The 17,988-nt window shown below is 71.5% G+C and carries 14 protein-coding genes; 5 read left to right on the top strand and 9 right to left on the bottom strand.

Going from position 1 to position 17,988, the window contains the following annotated elements; translation table 11 throughout:
• Positions 1 to 69: 69 nt before the first annotated feature.
• From OG905_RS14140 to OG905_RS14155, 4 genes are all read right to left on the bottom strand, one after another.
• Complete coding sequence (locus OG905_RS14140; protein ID WP_328668322.1) at positions 70 to 3,366, bottom strand: SAV_2336 N-terminal domain-related protein; 3,297 nt, start codon at positions 3,364 to 3,366, stop codon at positions 70 to 72.
• Between the two features lie 4 nt (positions 3,367 to 3,370).
• Entirely contained in the window at positions 3,371 to 4,384 is a 1,014-nt protein-coding gene (locus tag OG905_RS14145) for an AAA family ATPase (RefSeq protein ID WP_328668323.1), read from the bottom strand.
• Between the two features lie 94 nt (positions 4,385 to 4,478).
• Complete coding sequence (locus tag OG905_RS14150; RefSeq protein ID WP_328668324.1) at positions 4,479 to 6,479, bottom strand: VMAP-C domain-containing protein; 2,001 nt, start codon at positions 6,477 to 6,479, stop codon at positions 4,479 to 4,481.
• Positions 6,476 to 6,859: a CU044_2847 family protein gene (locus OG905_RS14155; RefSeq protein ID WP_328668325.1), complete on the bottom strand. Its 384-nt coding sequence runs from the start codon at positions 6,857 to 6,859 to the stop codon at positions 6,476 to 6,478. The genes OG905_RS14150 and OG905_RS14155 overlap by 4 nt, the downstream gene beginning before the upstream one ends.
• 485 nt (positions 6,860 to 7,344) lie before the next feature.
• Between OG905_RS14155 and OG905_RS14165 the strand changes: the two genes are divergently transcribed.
• Positions 7,345 to 7,527, top strand: coding sequence for a DUF6104 family protein (locus OG905_RS14165; RefSeq protein WP_014176503.1), 183 nt, complete (start codon positions 7,345 to 7,347; stop codon positions 7,525 to 7,527).
• A gap of 64 nt (positions 7,528 to 7,591) precedes the next feature.
• On the opposite strand, the gene OG905_RS14170 is transcribed toward OG905_RS14165, so the two are convergent.
• The gene (locus OG905_RS14170) at positions 7,592 to 8,398 is read right to left on the bottom strand and encodes a hypothetical protein (RefSeq protein ID WP_328668326.1); all 807 of its coding nucleotides are present in this window, start codon (positions 8,396 to 8,398) and stop codon (positions 7,592 to 7,594) included.
• A gap of 152 nt (positions 8,399 to 8,550) precedes the next feature.
• Between OG905_RS14170 and OG905_RS14175 the strand changes: the two genes are divergently transcribed.
• The 3 genes from OG905_RS14175 to OG905_RS14185 all read left to right on the top strand — a co-directional run bounded on the left by OG905_RS14175 (position 8,551) and on the right by OG905_RS14185 (position 13,371).
• A complete protein-coding gene (locus OG905_RS14175) occupies positions 8,551 to 9,408 on the top strand; it encodes a DUF4097 family beta strand repeat-containing protein (RefSeq protein WP_328668327.1) in 858 nt (285 codons plus the stop codon).
• Between the two features lies 1 nt (position 9,409).
• Positions 9,410 to 10,360 (top strand): PadR family transcriptional regulator, encoded by a 951-nt coding sequence (locus OG905_RS14180; protein WP_328668328.1) that lies wholly within the window; start codon positions 9,410 to 9,412, stop codon positions 10,358 to 10,360.
• Positions 10,361 to 11,397: 1,037 nt separating this feature from the next.
• Positions 11,398 to 13,371, top strand: coding sequence for a collagenase (locus OG905_RS14185; RefSeq protein WP_328668329.1), 1,974 nt, complete (start codon positions 11,398 to 11,400; stop codon positions 13,369 to 13,371).
• Between the two features lie 355 nt (positions 13,372 to 13,726).
• Here the strand turns inward: OG905_RS14185 and OG905_RS14190 are convergent, their stop codons facing one another.
• Positions 13,727 to 14,290, bottom strand: coding sequence for a Clp protease N-terminal domain-containing protein (locus OG905_RS14190; protein ID WP_328668330.1), 564 nt, complete (start codon positions 14,288 to 14,290; stop codon positions 13,727 to 13,729).
• Positions 14,290 to 14,499 carry a helix-turn-helix domain-containing protein gene (locus OG905_RS14195; protein ID WP_018571396.1) on the bottom strand — a complete coding sequence of 70 codons (210 nt, stop codon included), beginning with the start codon at positions 14,497 to 14,499 and terminating at the stop codon, positions 14,290 to 14,292. The genes OG905_RS14190 and OG905_RS14195 overlap by 1 nt, the downstream gene beginning before the upstream one ends.
• Positions 14,500 to 14,570: 71 nt before the next feature.
• On the opposite strand from OG905_RS14195, the gene OG905_RS14200 reads away from it, so the two are divergent.
• Positions 14,571 to 15,416 (top strand): MBL fold metallo-hydrolase, encoded by an 846-nt coding sequence (locus OG905_RS14200; protein ID WP_328668331.1) that lies wholly within the window; start codon positions 14,571 to 14,573, stop codon positions 15,414 to 15,416.
• On the opposite strand, the gene OG905_RS14205 is transcribed toward OG905_RS14200, so the two are convergent.
• Together OG905_RS14205 and OG905_RS14210 are read right to left on the bottom strand one after the other, a co-directional pair.
• Positions 15,394 to 16,806 carry a glycoside hydrolase family 5 protein gene (locus tag OG905_RS14205; protein WP_328668332.1) on the bottom strand — a complete coding sequence of 471 codons (1,413 nt, stop codon included), beginning with the start codon at positions 16,804 to 16,806 and terminating at the stop codon, positions 15,394 to 15,396. The two genes, OG905_RS14200 and OG905_RS14205, sit on opposite strands and share 23 nt — an antisense overlap.
• Before the next feature lie 33 nt (positions 16,807 to 16,839).
• On the bottom strand, positions 16,840 to 17,805 hold the full coding sequence (locus OG905_RS14210) for a zinc-binding dehydrogenase (protein ID WP_328668333.1): 966 nt from the start codon (positions 17,803 to 17,805) through the stop codon (positions 16,840 to 16,842).
• Positions 17,806 to 17,988 lie beyond the last annotated feature (183 nt).

The following is a 17,988-nucleotide window of genomic DNA, read 5'->3' on the forward strand; positions in this document are numbered from 1 at the left end:
ACCGACTGACCGTACGAACCGAAGGGCCCTGCCCAGCGCACACCGCGCTGGGCAGGGCCCTTCGGGCTGTCAGGGGCTGTCCTCGAGCCGGTCGACCTCCTGCCGGATGAGGCCGGCGGTCTGCGTGCGCGAGGCGCCCGCGGCCGACAGCAGAGACAGCACTGCCCGGTGCTCCTCCAGGGCTCGCCCGGGGCCCGCCGTGCGTTCCATGCGGGTCGCCCGCATCCACTGGGCGGCCGTCGCCCGCTCCAACAGTTCGCCCGCGCCGATCTGGGCCGCGGCGCGGCGGTAATGGGCGGCGGCGTCCTGGAGCTTGGGGTACGAGGCGGTGCGCTGCGCGAGCAGGGCCGAGGCGAGGGCGCGGTACCACCAGGCGTACGCGGCCAGTTCGGGATCGCCGGCCGCCCGGGCCGTGGCTCCCAGAGCCCAGTCCGCCTCGTGCAGGTCGGCGACGGTCTCGTCGGCACGGAAGCGCTCGATGTAGGCGTGGCCCAGCAGGGCACGGCGGCGCGGGAGTTCCGGGTCGGCCGCCGACGTCTGCTCGATAGCGCCGCGCAGTGCCCGTACCGCCGCGTGGATGTCGGCCGAGGAGTCCTTGTCCACACCGCGCTCGGTCAGCTGCCTGCCGAGCGAGGTCAGGACCACGGCACGGCCCGGGTCGTTCCACGGCAGCAGCGGCACCGCCTCGGTCCAGGCCGCGATCGCCGAGTCGCGGTGTGCCCAGCCTCCCGTCGAGAGGTAGCGCTGCTCCAGGACACGGGCCATCCGCAGCAGGATGTCGGCCAGGGCGTCCTCGTCCTTGCCGACGTGCTGGCGTGCCTGGTCCAGGGCCTGGAGGATGCGCAGCCTGTCGTCGTCGTCCGGGGTCTCGTGAGCGAATTCGATGGCGTCGGCGTAGTCCAGCCAGGCGCGGCAGAGCTGCGTCTCGGAGACCGCCTCCCAGTCGAGTCCGTCGATGCCCGCGTGCAGGTCCTCGTCGGCGCGCTCGGCGTAGGCGCGGGAGGCGATCCGGTCCTCCTCGTCGGCGGCCCTGGCGACGGGGCCCTCGCCGCGGTAGTGCCGGGCCAGCTCCAGCAGCAGCCCGCCCTCGACGAGCAGCGCGGACTCGGGGCGCTCGTCGTCCAGCAGCAGTTGTACGACGGCCAGCGCGGTCTGCGTGGTCTCGGTGAACCAGTCCTCGGGCCGGACCGGGCCGCGCAGTCCGTACGGGGCGCCGGTCACGGCGAGCCGCCGCAGCACCCGGATCCTGGCGGCCGCCGCTGCTTCCCTGAGCCCGGGAACGTCGTCGAACCGGGGTCGGCTGTCGGTCAGTTCGGCGAGCCCTGCATCCGCGGTCGACAGCAGGACCGACGCCACCAGACGCACATCGTCGGCTCCGGCCGCCGCCTGCAGCCGTACCCACTCCGGCATCAGCAGGGTGCTCAGCCGGCCCGACTCCACCTCGTCGGCCATCGCTTCGAGCACCTGCGCCAGCGTCAGATACGCCTGCGGCTTGCCGGTGAGAGCGTTCTGGGCGGCGTCCAGGGCCTCGCGCAGGTCCTCGGGCAGCGGCCGCACCAGCCAGCGCCGCAGCAGGGCATCGGCCAGCTCCCCGTAGAGCACGGCCCGTTCGGCGGTGCGCCGTTCGGCCTGGGTGGCCGAGCCGAGCAGCCTGATCGCCTCGTCGAGGTCGCGTACGGTGCCGTACTCGCCGAAGTGCGCGAGACAGGCGCGGGCCTGCGCCCGCAGACCCGCCGGGCCGTCCTTGGGCAGACCGCCGGGGGGCGCGGCGGGTTCGGGGACGCCGAGCCGCCGCAGCACCTGCGCCGACACCTGGGCGAAGGCCCACTGGCTGCGGCTGCCGGGGCCGCCGGGCGCGGCCGGGTGCGGGTCCACCGAACCGGCGAGGAAGGCGGCGGCCATGGCCGGGAAGTTGCGCACCGTACGCCCGTAGCGGCTCTCGACGTACTCGGAGCAGTGCTTGAGCACCAATGCCGCGCTACTCGCTCCCAGTTGGCCGAGCAGCTCCTCGCGGACCCCGTCCAAAAAGACGTACGCGGGGCCGCCCTCCTGCTCGGCCGGCCCGTCCTCGTCCCGCCGCAGCAGGCCGCTGAGCAGCACTTCCGCGAGCACATCGGGGCCGCCCCGGACCAGCATGGCGCGCTGGACGAGCTGCATCACGGGCAGCACCAGCGGGACCGCCGACAGATAGACGGCGAGCTGGGCGGCCGCCGGCGAGGCGGTCCTGCGGAAGGCCCGGACGCGCTGGGCGGGTTCGATGTGCCGGGCCGTGCGGGACCGGATCGCGGCGGGTCCGTGGCGGGCTCGCACCAGCGCCGCGGCGGCGTCGAGCGACTGACCGGTCGCGCCCGCCACCAGCTTGGTCCAGGCGTCGAACGAGGAGCGTCGCAGGGCGAGCACCGGCACCGGTATGCCCCGGTCGAGGGCCGCCGGTCCGGGCTGTTTCGGGGTGAACTCCAGCCGTCCCGCGGGTCCTTCGCGCCGTCGCAGCAGCCCTGGCCGCGCGGGAAGGTGCGTACGCCCCCACATCCGCTGCGGCAGCGGCTGCACCACGGCGACCGGCGCGGTCGACGCCCAGGTGTACAGCAGCCGCTGCATCCGGCCGCTGCGCCACATGGGGCCGGCGCAGTCGCTGAGGACCAGGGTCAGCTGGCGGCCGGTCGGGTCGCCGAGCTGGGCGGGCGTGGGCGCGTGCTCGCGCAGGTGGTGGACGGCGACTTCGCGGAACGCCCCGGCGCGTTCGCAGACCTGCCGCAGCTCCTCGAGTGCCCTCTCCCATACGACGTTCGACGAGGAGACGTCCATGACGAGGGCAAGGCGTGCCTCGCGCCGCCGGGCCGTGCGCAGCACCGGCACCACGAGGCCGGTGTCGGCGGCGCGGTCGGCCGTCGCGACCTCGTCGAGCTCGCGGCGGACCGGGCGCATGGGCGGGCGGTAGCGCTGCAGGGGCCGCAGCGCGCGCTGGAGTGCCGGGGCGTCGGGCAGCGCGGCGGCGGCCGGCACGGGGACCCTGCGCATACCGGCGGGCGATACGCCTGCTGGTACGCCCTCCGTCTGCGCCGGTCCGTACAGGTCGATGCGGGGGCCCGGCGTCGGTCCCGCCCGGAACGGGGAGGGTGCGGGCGGCTGCGCCGCCTCCACCGGCGGACGGTCCGCGGGCCGTGTCCCGGACTGACCCTCGGGTATCGCGCCCGGCGGCCTGGACGGGGCGGGCGGCACATGCCGGGACAGCCACAGCGCGTCCGCCAACTCCTCGGCCGTCGGCTTCAGTTCGGCCTCGCGCAGTCGGGCGACCAGCGCGGTCAGCGCGGCGGGAGGCGGAACGGCAGGCGGAACGGGAGTGGGAGGCGGAACGGCCGCGTTCATTCGATCACCGCTGCCGGGTGTCGAGGGGACGGATCAGCAGCTCGGCGATTTCCTCACGCCGCCCCGACTCCGCCCGTACCGCCTGCTGCGTGAGGTAGATGGCGTTGAGCAGCTGGTCGGTGGGCCGCAGCTCGCCGTCGCCGTCCTCCCGGGTGAACTGCCCGATCAGATCGAGGTTCAGCTCGTCCGCCCCGGCCCCGAAGTGGGCCTGCACCATCGCGGCGAGCCGCTCGTCGCGCGGCGGGTCCAGGTGCAGGTGGATACAGCGGCGCAGCAGCGGTGCGGGGAAGTCGCGCTCGCCGTTGCTGGTCATCACGACGAAGGGGAAGGCGTGACAGCGCACCCTGCCGTCCCTGACGGGCACCCGGCGGCCGTCGTCGGTGAGCACCCGCACCTCGTCGTGCCCCGGCCGGTCGGCCATCCGCTCCAGCTCCGGAAGGGCGAACTCCCCTTCCTCCACCACATTCAGCAGGTCGTTGGGCAGATCGATGTCGCTCTTGTCGAGCTCGTCGATGAGCAGCACCCGGGGCCGTTCGGCGGGCAGCAGCGCGGTGCCCAGCGGCCCGAGCCTGATGTACCGGCCGATGTCGTCGGATCCCCGCTCGGCACCGCGCTCGGCGAGCTGCGCGTCCTGGAGCCTGCCTATGGCGTCGTAGGTGTACAGGCCGTCCTTCAGCTCGGCGCGGCTGACGATGGGCCACTGGAGGACCCGGCCGAGCCCGAGTTCGTACGCGACCGAGTGCGCGAGCGTGGACTTGCCGGAGCCGGGCTCGCCGGTGACCAGCAGCGGACGCCTCAAGTACAGGGCGGCGTTGATGAGTTCGAGCGCTTCGGCGTCCTGGGCGGGCGGGGCTCCCACGCGCGCGCCGAGCCGCCGCGTCGACGAACTGTCGATCGGCGGCGCCGGGTCGGGCAGCGGCACCCCGGAGAAGGCACGCCAGGGGGGCGGCGGTGGTAGGTGGCGGATCCGGCCGGGATCCGGTGCGCCGACGCCTCGGTAGATCAGCCAGTCGTCCATCGCTCGCTCCTCGTAGGCGGCCGGTGGGACCCGTGGCGGACCACGGGGGGTATGTACCCACCCCCCGGACTTCTGATTGCTCGGACGCGGCTTCTCATGGTGAGTCCACCGGTCCGGAGTCGTCGGCGGGCAGAGGGCGGCTCGGGTCGTCGTAGAGCATGGCCACCCCTTCCGCCCAGTGCCTGCTGTTCCTCGATCCGCTGATGTCGTCCCTGATACGGCGAAGCCGGTCGGGAAGCTCAATCACCCCCACGCTCTGGGCGAGCAATTGGGCGGCGCCCTGCTGCATCTCCTCGCAGAACTCCGTACAACTGAGGTCGGGATGGCCGTCCGTGTGCCACAGGGCGATGCCGTGCCCGGCCTGCAGCGCCATCCCGATGGCCCGCCGTCCGACGCCGCTGCCTGCGGGTCGGCACAGGACGGGCACCGTGGACGCCGGCATCTCCTCGAAGTGCCGCGGGCGCGGGACCTGCCGCTGCGGCGGCGTACGGGCCGCCGTGAGCACTTCGGCGGTCAGCGTCCCCTCCCAGCGGCGCTGCCAGACGGCGTCCGGTTTCCCTCGTCTCGCGAGATCGCGCAGCACCACCATCCGCCGTACCCCCACATACGCCGGATGGTGCAGCCGGGCCATCTCAGTGAGCTGCCAGCGGTGCACAGCGGTGTCGAAATGATCGACGGGCAGGGCGACTTCGAGGGGAGCCGGGGCACCGGGCGAGTCCACGGAGGCGAAGACCTCCTCCAGCGGGCCGCGCAGCCGCTGCACGATCTGCTCGGGCGGGACGCCGTCGCCGGTCTGCTCCTCGTGCAGCGGCTCGTTCACGTCCTGGCCGTCGTCGACACGGATCCGCCAGTAGAAGCGGGCGGGGCGGGCGTCGCAGACCGGCTCCAGCTCGACGATGACGACGGCTGCCCCGTCGCCGGGCCGCGGATAGCGGACGACGATCCGGTCCTGCCCGTCGGCCGTGCGCTGATGGACGAGTCCGGGCGGCAGCGTCGCCTGGGTGACCACGGTGTGCACGATGCGGGGCACGTCCTGCAGCCGCCGGGCCACCCAGTCGGCGAGCGCGACGGGGTCGCCGCCGCGGCTGCGCTCGTACTCGACGACCAGCTGGAGGTAGTGGAGCGCGGCGATGGCGGCGACGGGCTGCCCGGCCTCGTACAGCAGGCCGTGTCCGTCGCGCCAGATGCGCGGCAGCAGCTGGCCGGGCGGCGCGGCGACGCCGCCGCGGGCCTTCTTGGCGAGTTCGACGACGGGACGGATGGCGGCCGGCGGGTGCACGCCCGAGAGCAGAGACAGCGCCTCACGCCGGTCGCGGGGGCTCCACTGGTCGCCGCTTGTGTGCACACCGGCGCCCGGGAGCTGGTGCTGGCGCTCGATCCAGTTGTGGCCTGTGACCTTAGGGGACTGGCCGTGCCAGCGGTCGTGCGCGGCCATGAGGGTCTGGTACGCGGGGCCGAAGCGGCGCAGTGCGGTGGCGGCGATGGCCATGCCGCCGTCCCGGCCGGTCCGCCGGGACTTGAGGATGCCGACGACGGCGCCGGTGTGGGCGTCGAGCACTGGTGATCCGGAACCGCCCTTGGGGAACTCGGCCTCCGGCCGAAAACGCATCCCGTAGTCGTCGTCGAAGCCGTTGATCCTGGCACCGGCCTTCCAGCGCACGGCCCGCCGGACCTGGCGCACGGGGTCGTCCTCGGGCCGGTAGCCCTGCACGATCCCGCGGCCGCCCGGGTAGTCGGTGCGGTCGGTGAGCCAGACGCACTCGTGCTCGACGCACTCGTCGACGAGGCGTACGAGGGCGAGGTCCTGCTCCACGGGCACGCGCTGCTCGGCGCGCGGCTCGCCGTCGAGCAGCCAGGAGACGAGCCGGGCATCCAGCGGCTCGCCGTCGTTCACCTCGCTGCCGCAGAGGCGGAAGGTCCTGGCCGGGTCGCCCTTGAGGTGGGGGGCGAGTACGTGGGCGCAGGTCAGGACCCAGCCGGGGGCGACGAAGAAGCCGCTGCCCCACATCGGGGAGTCGTCCTGCCGGTGCGAGAAGTGGACGGTGGCCGCGCGGGTCAGGGCGTCTATGACGGAGTCGGAGTCGGGGTCGCTCATGTCGGGTCTGCGGGGGCCTGAGCCGTGGGCCGGTTCGTCGGCTGATCCGTGGGCCGGTCCTTGAGCTGCCAGGTGAGGGTGACCTGGACGGACGCCTTGGCCTCCCCCGCCGCCAGTACGGCGAGGGCGACGCCGGACTTGGCGGTGAGCTCGACGCCGAAGGTGACGCTCGCCTCGTCCGGCTTGGCGGCGGCCGCGGCATCCAGGACGGAGGCACCGACCTGGGTGATCAGCTGCTGGAGCTGCTGGACCTTGGCGGTGGCGTTGTCGACGAAGCCGACGTCCTCGTCGTCCTCGCCGTATCCGCCGCCGGGAGTGGACAGCCGGGCGAGCACGACGGCTCCCCCGGGAAGTTCGATCTGCTGGACGCGTCCGGTCACGGTTCCCCCCGTCGTTGCACGGCCAACTCGTCCCAGTGTCACTGCACTTGGGTGCTGTGCGAATGGCGACGACGTTACTGGCCCGGGCGGTTGCAGGGGAGAGACGGAAGTCGCCGTAATGTCAAGAACCCGCCACTGAAGCGACCGGGCCTGCGGTACGCGGCATCACCGGCGGCGATGCGTCGTCCGCGTCCAGCCACCCGAGGTTTCGTGATGGCGGGGGCCTTTGACCGGACCCCGCTTCGCCACAACTGCCACGCACGGGCGCGGATGTTGCGGGAGCCGTTCCGGTCCGCGCCCGCGCGAGGTGCGTTCAGCCTCGGCCACGGTCTTCTTCGCGATCTTGTGATTGATGTCCCTCGCCCGCCGCGCCTCCTTGCGACGCCTGCGTTGTGCGCGCCGGCGGGCGGACTTGGTTTGGAGCCCCCGGGGCTCCACAAAGATTAGGCTGATGAGGTTGACCCCATCCGTACCAGGAGCATGTCTTGTACTTCACCGATCGCGGCATCGAGGAGCTGGAGAAACGTCGCGGCGAGGAGGAGATCACTTTCGAGTGGCTCGCCGAGCAGCTGCGCACGTTCGTCGACCTCAACCCGGACTTCGAGGTCCCGGTGGAGCGGCTGGCCACGTGGCTGGCGCGGCTGGACGACGAGGACGAGGACGAGTAGGGGGCTGCTGCGCCTGCGGCGCGGGCCGCACGGGCCCCGGTTTCGGGAAGGGGCGGGACTGGCCCTACCCCCGACGCCCCCGGACCCGGTCGTACACCAGCCCCAGCGCCCCGTGCACGATCAGCACCGCCCCCGCCACCGCCCACCCTCCGCTCCGCCGCCGTACCCCCCGCGCCACCATCGGCACTCCCGCCGCCAGCTGCGCCGCGCTCAGCAGCCGGGCCGTCGGGCCGCGCAGCCACGGTCCGAGCGGACCCTCCTCGACCGCGTCGAATTCCGCTCGTACCGCATCGCGCCAGCCCGACCACTCCACCGGCTCCGCGCCCAGCGCGTGGGCGGCCGACCGCAGCCGGTCGGCCGGTTCGCCGGGGGCCAGGCCCGCGGGCAGGGCCAGTCCGGACCGCGCCAGGACCGCGATCAGGCCGAGCAGCCGGGCTCGCCCGTCCGACTCCGGGTCGGGCAGCGTGAGCGGCTCCAGCGCCTGCAGATCCAGTACGGGATCGAGCCCGAGGCGAGCCGCGAAGGTCCGCATCGCCTCGTCCTCGCCGACCGGCGTACCGTCCGCGAGCCAGACGTATCCGACGGGCCTGCGGAAGCCGGACGCGAGGGTGAAGCCGCTCCGGTCGCCGTCCCACCACAGCGCGAGCACCGGCCAGTTCGTGCCGACGGCGACGGCCGACGCCCAGCCGCCGAGCACCCGGTCGACCGGTTCGCCGCCGTCCAGCCAGGGCTTTCCCTCGGGGACGAGCACGCTCCACTCCTCGCCGGCCGGTGCGAGCAGCTGCTGCTCGCGCAGCAGATGGGCGGGGTGCCGTACCGCAGCCGGCTCGGCCCGGCAGAGCAGCAGCGCGCCCGCGGATGTCGCGTTCATGGCTCATACGCTAGGCCAATTTGCCCCTGTACAACCGTTATGCGCCCCCTCACGCGCCCGCTGCCACGCTTGACATCCCCTATTCGCGATATATCGTATCTACCAAGAGACGCGATATGTTGCGTCAAGCCCGCCCCAGGGAGGTCAGCACCATGGCAGAGTCGACGTGGGAAGTCGCTGAGCCGAAGAAGCTCACCTTCGACGACCCCGTGACGGCACTCAACGTGCGCATAGTCAACGGAACGGTCAACGTCGTGGGCACGGACGAAGGTTCCGCCCGCCTCGAGGTCTCCGAGATCGAGGGCCCCCCGCTGATCGTGACCCAGCAGGGCTCCACACTGACCGTGGCGTACGAGGATCTGCCCTGGAAGGGCTTTCTCAAGTGGCTCGACCGCAAGGGCTGGCACCGCAGCGCGGTCGTCTCCCTCGCCGTGCCGACCGGTTCGGCGGTCGAGGTCGGCGTGGTCGGCGCGGCAGCCTTCGTATCCGGCATCCAGGGCACGACGGCAGTACGCGGCGTCAGCGGCGACACCACACTCGTCGGCCTCTCCGGCGCGGTCCGCGCCGACACCGTCTCCGGGAATCTGGAGGCCCAGTCCGTCACCGGCGATCTGCGCTACAACTCCGTCTCCGGCGATCTGACCGTGATCGAGGGCGCCGGAACCTCCGTACGGGCCGAATCGGTCAGCGGCGACATGGTCATCGACCTCGACCCCGCGGGCAAGCCCACCGACATCCGGCTGACCACCGTCTCCGGCGAGGTCGCGATCCGGCTCCCGCACCCCGCGGACGCGCGCGTCGAGGCGAACACCGCGAGCGGAGCGGTCTCCAACGCCTTCGACGACCTGCGGGTCAGCGGCCAGTGGGGCGCGAAGAAGATCACCGGGAGACTGGGCGCGGGCACGGGGACGCTCAAGGCGACGACCGTGTCCGGCTCGATCGCCCTGCTGCGCCGGCCTTCCGCGGAGGACGAACCGCACGACGCAGCCCCCACCGGAAAGGTGCTCTGACATGCCGCCCGTCTTCGCTCATGGCCGTCTGCGCCTGTATCTGCTGAAACTCCTGGACGAGGCCCCTCGCCACGGCTACGAGGTGATCCGGCTGCTGGAGGAGCGCTTCCAGGGCCTGTACGCGCCTTCGGCGGGAACGGTGTACCCACGCCTGGCCAAGCTGGAGGCCGAAGGCCTGGTCACCCATGCCACCGAGGGCGGACGCAAGGTCTACTCGATCACCGAGGCGGGCCGGGAGGAACTGGCCGGGCGCAGCGGCGAGTTGGCCGACCTCGAACTGGAGATCCGCGAGTCGGTCTCCGAGCTGGCCGCGGAGATCCGCGACGACGTGCGCGGCGCGGCGGGCAAGCTGCGCAGCGAGATGCGCGCGGCGGCGTCCGAGACACGCGCGACATCCGGCGGGGCGGAGACGGACTGGGGCGACAAGGAGTCGTGGCGCGCGGCGAAGGAAGAGCTGCGCAAGGCGAAGCAGGAGTGGAAGGAGCAGGCGCGGCGGGCGAAGGACGAGTCGCGCCGGGCCCGCGAGGACGCGCAGCAGGCGCGCCGCCAGGCGAAGGAGGCGCAGGAGACTGCCCGCCGGGAGATGCAGCGCATCGCCAAGCAGGTCCAGGACCAGGTGCAGGACCACTTCGCGCGGGGCGACTGGCCGACGGGTGTACGGGAGGGCCTGTCGGAGTTGAGCACGCAGTTGGGCGGCCTGGCACGGGGCACGGCATGGCCCCCCTACATCAAGCCGGACCCGGCGCAAGAGCCCCCGGAATGGGCGAAGGACCCGGCCGACTCGGACGACCCGGCCCGCGACCTGGACCGCCTGCTGGACCGCTTCCGCGACGACATCCGCGACGCGGCGAGGGACCACGGAGTCACGGCCGCCCAACTGGGCGAGGCCCGCAGCCACTTGTCAACGGCGGCGGCACATATCGGCGCGCTGCTGCGGAAGCCGGAGGCGTAGCCCGCGGGGCGGGGGTCCGGGGCGGGGGTTCCGGGGCGCGGGTTTCGGGGCGGGGGTTTCGGGCGCGCCCGGGGCGGTTTGGCCCAGGAAGCCGGGCTGCGGGTTACGGGCTAACCCGCGCCGAGTGCGCACCGTCTGGGGGAGCTACGGGGCTCGTGTCCTGAACTGCGCTGCATTCGCTATGCGGCTCCGCCGCGTGGTCACCGCGCTTCGCGCGAGTTGCGCCGCCTTACGCCCGCGAGCCGCTTGAGCTTGCCCCGCCTCTGCTCGGTCTGCTGCGCTGCACCCCCATGCCCTGCGCCTCACACACCTCCCGCGTCATCACCGGCTGCCCGCCCTTGCCCTCCACGGCACGCAGGATCCGCTGGTAGTCGGCGGGCAGACCTCCATGGTCGTGCCTTCGGCGTGGTGCGGCACGAGCAGCACCCCACCGGCCCCGGCCCGGACACGACCCCGACCGGCCCGAGTACGCCACCCTCCACCCACGCCAGCACCCGTGACCTTCCGGCAGGGTGAAGTTCACCCTGCCGGAAACATTGCCCGGAGCGCCCGCGGCGAGTACGAGGCTGAAGCCGCCGTCGCCGTCCGCATCTTCGCCTGCGACCAGCCGGCGAAGTCCTCGTCACCCGACGGCCCGTCCAGCCGGTCCCGTACCCATGTCGCCGTCGTGCCACCGGGATTGCTCGCGCGTCACCCACGCGGTCCGGGGCGGAATCCGCGCACAGAGCGGGATGGAGGGGCACCGGCTCGCCTCAGGGACGACGGTCACCCCTCCAAACCGGCATGAGCATGCCCAGCGATCATGTAGTTCCGTCCAGGAATCCCAAGGCCCCCTACGGGATTCACTTCTGACGGCTCATCAGTTTCTTCTGTTGCTTGCAAGCCTCTTTCACTGCCATGTGAACTGTGAAATTGTACGGTCACACTTTCGGCGGCCCTGACAGCTCCGGGAGTGCTCAACTTCCGTTGCCATCACGGTCCGCACCCCCCACCGCCGTGCCCCACGCACGGCAGCCGACCGGCCTGGAGGCCATCGCATGCGCAAACCCCCCACCCTCAGGAAACTCGCCCAACTGGTGATACCTACCGTGGCCGCCGCCGGCCTCGCGCTCACCATGCTCGCCCCCAATGGCGCGGCGGCCCCGGCCGGCGCCGCGGCACCCAAGCCCGCACCGAGGTCGGCCCCCGCCCCGCAGCCCGCCTCCGCCACCGTGCTTGCCGCCGATCTCGCACCCGGACACGCCGTCGACCCCGCGCGATCGGCCACGAAGACCTCGAACCCCGCGCAACGCCCTCCGCTCCCCGCGGCCCAGAACGCCGCAGAGCGCAAGCAGGCCCGCTCTGCGGCGAGGGCCGCGGCGGACTGCAACGTCAGCGACTTCACCTCGAAGACCGGCGCTGCCCTGGTCGAGCAGATCAAGCAGTCGGAAACCACCTGCATCAACACGCTGTTCAGCGTGACCGGTGAGGACTCCAAGGCCCTCTTCCGCGAGGAACAGATGGTCACGGTGGCGAACGCACTCAAGGATGTCGCGACCAACTACCCGGGGGACAACAGCACTTTCGCAACCCAGGTGGTGCTGTACCTGCGCGCCGGCTACTACATCCAGTACAACCAGCCGGAGAACGTCGGCGAATACGGCCCGACGCTGAAGAGCGCCATTCAGGGCGCCCTGGATGCCTTCTTCGGCTCGTCCCACGCCTTCGACGTCACCGAGGCCAACGGAGAAACCCTGGCCGAGACGGTCACCCTGATCGACAGCTCCGGAGAGAACGCCCGCCACCTCGACGTGGTCAAGCGTCTGCAGAAGGACTACAACTCGTCGTACGACGAGTTCTACGGGATGGTCGCGGCGGTCAACAACACCTACACCGTGCTGTTCCGCGGCCACCAGCTGCCGGAGTTCGCGGAAGCCGTGCAGGCCGACCCGAGCGTCCTCACCGGACTACGTGACTTCGCCGTCGCCCACGACGATCTGCTCGGCACCGACAAGTCCTACCTGGCCAGCAACGCCGGACGCGAACTCGGCCGCTTCCTGCAGCACGCCGCCCTCAAGGACACCGTCAAGCCGTTGCTCAAGGAGTTGCTCGGCCGCAGCGAGATCACGGGGCGCACCGCCCCGCTCTGGGTCGGCCTCGCCGAGATGACGAATGAGTTCGACAAGGAGAACTGCGCCGAGTACGACACCTGTGACCTGCAGAACCGCGTGCGCGACGCCGTGCTGACGATCAAGCACGAATGCGGTCCGAGCGCGAAGATCCTCGCGCAGGAGCTGACCGCGTCGGAACTCTCGGCCACATGCGACAGCATCCTCAAGCAGGACCCGGTCTTCCACAACATCGTCAAGGACAACGGCCCGGTCAAGGACGACAACAACACCAACATCGAGATTGTCGCCTTCAACTCCAGCACCGACTACAAGACCTACGCCGGTGTCGTCTTCGGCATCGACACCAACAACGGCGGCATGTACCTGGAGGGCGACCCGGCCGCTGAGGGCAACCAGCCGCGCTTCATCGCCTACGAGCAGCCGGCCCAGGACGGCGCGTTCCAGATCTGGAACCTCAACCACGAGTACACCCACTACCTCGACGGCCGCTTCGACATGCACGGCGACTTCGCAGCCGGGCAGACCACCCCGACCGTGATGTGGGTCGAGGGCTTCGCCGAGTACGTCTCCTACTCGTACCGCGGCGTCACCTACGACCGGGCGATCGAGGAGGCGGGCAAGAACACCTACAAGCTCAGCCAGCTCTTCGGTACCACCTACGAGAATGCCGACACCACCCGTATCTACCAGTGGGGCTACCTGGGCGTCCGATACATGCTCCAGTCACACCCCGAGGATGTGGCCACCCTGCTCGGCCACTACCGCGCAGGCGAGTACGACGCGGCCCACAGCCTGCTCCGCGACACCATCGGCACCAAGTACGACGCCGACTTCGCCGACTGGCTGAGCAAGTGCGCCGGCGGCGACTGCGGCCGGCTTCCGGCCCGGAGCGGCCGCTGACCGGGGCCTCGGTCACCGGCAAGAACTGAGCCAGGAGAGCCTGGTGTCCCGCGCATCGTTCGTGCGCGGGACACCAGGCTTCTCAACTGTCCCGGTTCACCTGTCAATCCCCTGAAAACGTGGAGGCTGCGGGCTGCGGCGCTGCCGCTCGGGGGCCGGGGGGGGCGCCAGCCCCCATGGTTCCCGTCAGGGTTTCGGGAAGGGGCGGAGTGGGGGAAACAACCCCGCCGGGCCCGCGCCCGCGGCGCGAAGCTGCCGCTTCGGGTGTGGGGCGTCAGCCCCACGTGAACCTCCCCGGGGCCTGGGGGCGAAGCCCCCAGTTTCGGGAAAGGGCGGGGTGGGGAACAAACACCCCTCACCCCGCCCGCGCCGCCCCACCCCCAAACATCGCCCGCTCCACCGCCTCATACGTCGCCCCATGCTCCGCCAGCACTTCCGCCACCACCCCCGGCCGCGCCGTCAGCGCCAGCAGAAAGTGCTCGCCCCCGATGTGGCGGTCGCCCCGGCCCACCGCGATGCGGAGCGACTTCTCCAGCGTGTCCTTCGCCGAGGGGCTGAAGGCCCGGTGCCCCGACCACCATCGCTTCGGCTTCCGGACCACCTGCAGCGCGCCCGCCCCATGCGTCTCCTCGATCTTCGAGACGATCTCGGCCACGTCGATGCCGAGCCCCGCCAGCGCTTCTTCGTCCGCCTTGGACAGGCCCCCACGCCGCCGCGCGTCCGCGAGCGCTTTTTCCACCGAGCCGCGCCGGTCGGTGATCCCGAGGGACGCGAAGGCGAACGCCGTACGCGTTCCCTCCTGATCCAGCATTGCCAGGAGCAGATGCTCCTCTGTGATGGAGTCCGCGCCCGCCCGTTCCGAGTGTTCGGCCGAGCCCGTGACGACTTCACGGGCGTCCTTGGTGAAGCGCTCGAACATCACTGCCTCCCGTACTTCTTGTGTACGGCCTGCCGGCTGACGCCCAGCTCGGCCGCGATCTCCTGCCACGACCAGCCCTGATTGCGGGCACTGCGTACCTGTACGGCCTCAAGCTGCTCAAGAAGGCGCCGCAGCGCGGCGACGGCTCGCAGCCCGACCCGCGGGTCACGGTCGCCCGCCCGCTCGGCGAGATCGGTTGCTTCGGTCATGCATGTCAACCTACATTGACAGTTGTCCACAGTCAACCCCCGTTGACAACATCTCGCCGTACCGTGGTCCCGTGATCGATTTCCGTACGTCCGCACCCGTGACCGGCAGCCTCAATGTCCAGTGGCACGCCGGCTGGCCCTCTCCGAAGCACGACCCGGCTCCGGAGATACAGGTGCATGCCTACTCCGAACACACCGTGATCCTGCGGCAGAACAAGTCCGTGCACTTCGAAGCCCCGTTCCTCTTCCTGCTGTTCGGGAACGAACGGGCGCTTCTGCTGGACACCGGCGCGACCCCGGACCCCGCCTGCTTCCCCCTGCGCGCCACCGTCGACGCGCTGATCGAGCAGTGGCTCGCCCGCCATCCCCGCTCCGGGTACGGACTGGTGGTCGCCCACACGCACGGCCACAGCGACCACATCGCGGGCGACCCCCAGTTCGCGGACCGGCCGCACACCGAGGTCGTCGAACCGTCGCTCGGCGAGGTGCGGGAGTTCTTCGGGCTGACGGACTGGCCGGACGGCCGTGCCGAGCTGGACCTCGGCGGGCGGGTGCTCGACCTGGTGCCCGGGCCCGGGCACCAGGAGGCCGCCGTCGTCTTCCACGACCGGCACACCGGGCTGCTGCTGACCGGCGACTCGCTCTACCCCGGCCGGCTGTATGTCCAGGACACGGAGGTGTTCGCCGCCACCGTCGACCGGCTGCTCGCCTTCTGCGAGACCACCCCGGTCACCCATGTCCTCGGCTGCCACATAGAGATGACGAGAACCCCGGACAAGGACTACCCCCGTGGCACCACGCATCAGCCGGACGAGCCTCCGCTCCAGCTGACGACCGCGCATCTGCGACGGCTGCGCGATGCCCTCTCCGAACGCAGGGCCCACAGCGGGGACTTCATCGTGGTGTACGGGGACTGACGGTGACCGTGATCCGCGAGCCGGGCAGCGCCAGTACCCGCACCGTGCACGCCCGGCCCGCGGGCACCGTCCGGGTGTCCGTCCACGCCGGGCCGTCCAGGGCGATACGCCGGCCGGACGCGCTCGGCGGCAGCGAGATCTCCGTCGCGCCCCGCCGCCCGTGCGCCCGGTAGACCAAGCGGTACGTCCCGGACCCCGGGACGTACGTTTCGGCCACGACCCGCCCCGCGACGGCCGCCGCATACGGCGCTGCGGTCTGCTCCTTGTTCGTACGGAAGAGACCGCGCTCGTCGACCGCGCAGTAGCCGCCGCCGTAGCACCAGACATAGCCGGCCCAGCCTGAGCTGTAGCGGCTCAGGGATGCCAGCGCCTCACGGTAGAAACGGCCCATGTTCGGAAGGGAGTTGTTGAGGGGACCCCACTCACCCACCACGACCGGGATCCGCTGCTCCTTCGGGTAGGCGGTCACGGCCGCCTCGTACGACTCGATCCAGCCCGCCGAGGGGTCGTAGTCCGCGCCCGCCTCCATCGCGGTGTTGTAGAAGTGCGGTGCGTACACGACCTTGGGGTCCATGATCCTTCCGAGGCCTGTCGGGAGGCCCTCGCCCACGATCGGGGTCGGTTCGACGAAGACCCAGTTGCCGTCGTCAGCCGAACGGACGGCGTCGGCAAGGCGGTTGTACATCGGCGTGAGCTGATCGCGCTCGATGCGGCGGGCCGCGGTGGGAAGGTCCTCGCCCGCGCGCAGCTCACCCATCGGCTCGTTGATCAGGTCGTAGCCGAGAACGGCCGGGTGGTCCTCGAAGCGGTCGGCCAGGACCCGCCACATCCGCGCCTGGGAGTGGCGCAGGTCCTCGTCCTCGTAGAGGTGGCTGAAGGCGCGCTGCACGGCCGGTTCGAAGTACTCCGAGAACCAGTCGTCAGGATGCGGGGAGAAAGGCAGCCCGTCGGTCCGGGTGGCCCACTCCGGGATTCCGCGATGCCCGAAGGCCGGGCCGAACACGTCCTGGTGGGAATCGATCAGCACCTGGATGCCGTAGGTCTCCGCCCAGTCCAGAATCCGCTCGATCTTGCGGAGATACGCGGCGCTGTACTGGTCGCGCCGGGGCTCCAGGTCGTCCCAGAAGACCAGCAGACGGGCGAAGTTGAAGCCCTGGGCGCGCATGTCGCGGAAGTGCTTCTCGGTGATGGCGGACAGCGCCCGGTCGCCGCGGTTCGTCTTGTCCTCGACGTTCCAGCCGCGCACGGTGAGCGTCCGGCCGCGGTCGTCGGTCAGACGGGGAATGCCGGCCGGGTCCGAGGGGGTGGCGGCGGAGGCCGGAGCCACCGCCGCCAGAACCAGAAGGAGACAGCAGCCGATCAGTACCGGGATCGTTCGGCGCGTGGGCATGGGACGGATCCCATCAGCCCACCTGACGGTCCATCAAGAGGGCGTCAGCACGATCTTCCCGAAGAGGTCGCCCGCGGCCATCTTCTCGAAGCCCTCCCGGGCCCGGTCCAGCGGCAGGACCTCGTCGATCACGGGACGTACGCCGGTAGCCACGCAGAAGGAGAGGAGATCCTCCAGCTCGTCCTTGGTTCCCATCGTCGAGCCGACGACCTTGAGCTCCAGGAAGAAGATCCGGGTCAGTTCGGCGTGCGAGGGGCGGTCGCCGCTGGTCGCGCCGGAGATCACCAGCGTGCCGCCGGGCCGCAGCGACTTGACCGAGTGCGACCAGGTCGCGGCGCCGACGGTCTCGATGACGGCGTCCACTCGCCGCGGCAGCCGTGCCCCGGGCTCGTAGGCCTCCTCCGCGCCGAGCTCGACGGCCCGCTTGCGCTTGGCCTCGTCGCGGCTGGTCGCGTACACCCGCAGTCCGGCGGCCTTGCCGAGGACGATCGCGGCGGTGGCGACGCCGCCGCCCGCGCCCTGGACGAGGACCGAATCACCGGGGCGCACCCCGGCGTTGGTGAAGAGCATGCGGTACGCGGTGAGCCAGGCGGTCGGCAGGCAGGCGGCCTGTTCGAAGCTGAGCTCCTTGGGCTTGGGCAGCAGGTTCCAGGTGGGGACGGAGACCTGTTCCGCGAATGTGCCCTGGTAACGCTCGGTGAGGATGGAGCGCGGCTCGTCGGGCCCGACGCCGTGGCCGCTCTGGCCGATGACGGAGTGGAGGACCACCTCGTTGCCGTTCTCGTCGATGCCCGCGGCGTCGCAGCCGAGGATCATCGGGAGCTTGTCCTCGGCGAGGCCCACTCCCCGCAGCGACCAGAGGTCGTGGTGGTTGAGCGAGGCGGCCTTGACGGTGACGGTGCTCCAGCCGGGCCGGGGCTCGGGGGCCGGGCGTTCACCCAGCTCCAGGCCGTTGAGCGGGGCGTCACGGTCGATGCGGGCTGCGTAGGCGGCGAACATGACCATGACGATAGGACGGCGGCCGGACGCGGCGGAACCACGCAGAGGTGTGACACGCACCGCGTCCCACGCACCGGCGGCGGCCGATCCACCTGTTCGGCGCAAACCCGCACAGAAATTTCGCGCTCCACGCCCGACGGGCCGTGCCGCACCCCCTCAGGAGTGCCGCACGGCCCGTACGGA

Source organism: Streptomyces sp. NBC_00322 (assembly GCF_036147535.1).
Taxonomy (GTDB): Bacteria; Actinomycetota; Actinomycetes; order Streptomycetales; family Streptomycetaceae; genus Streptomyces.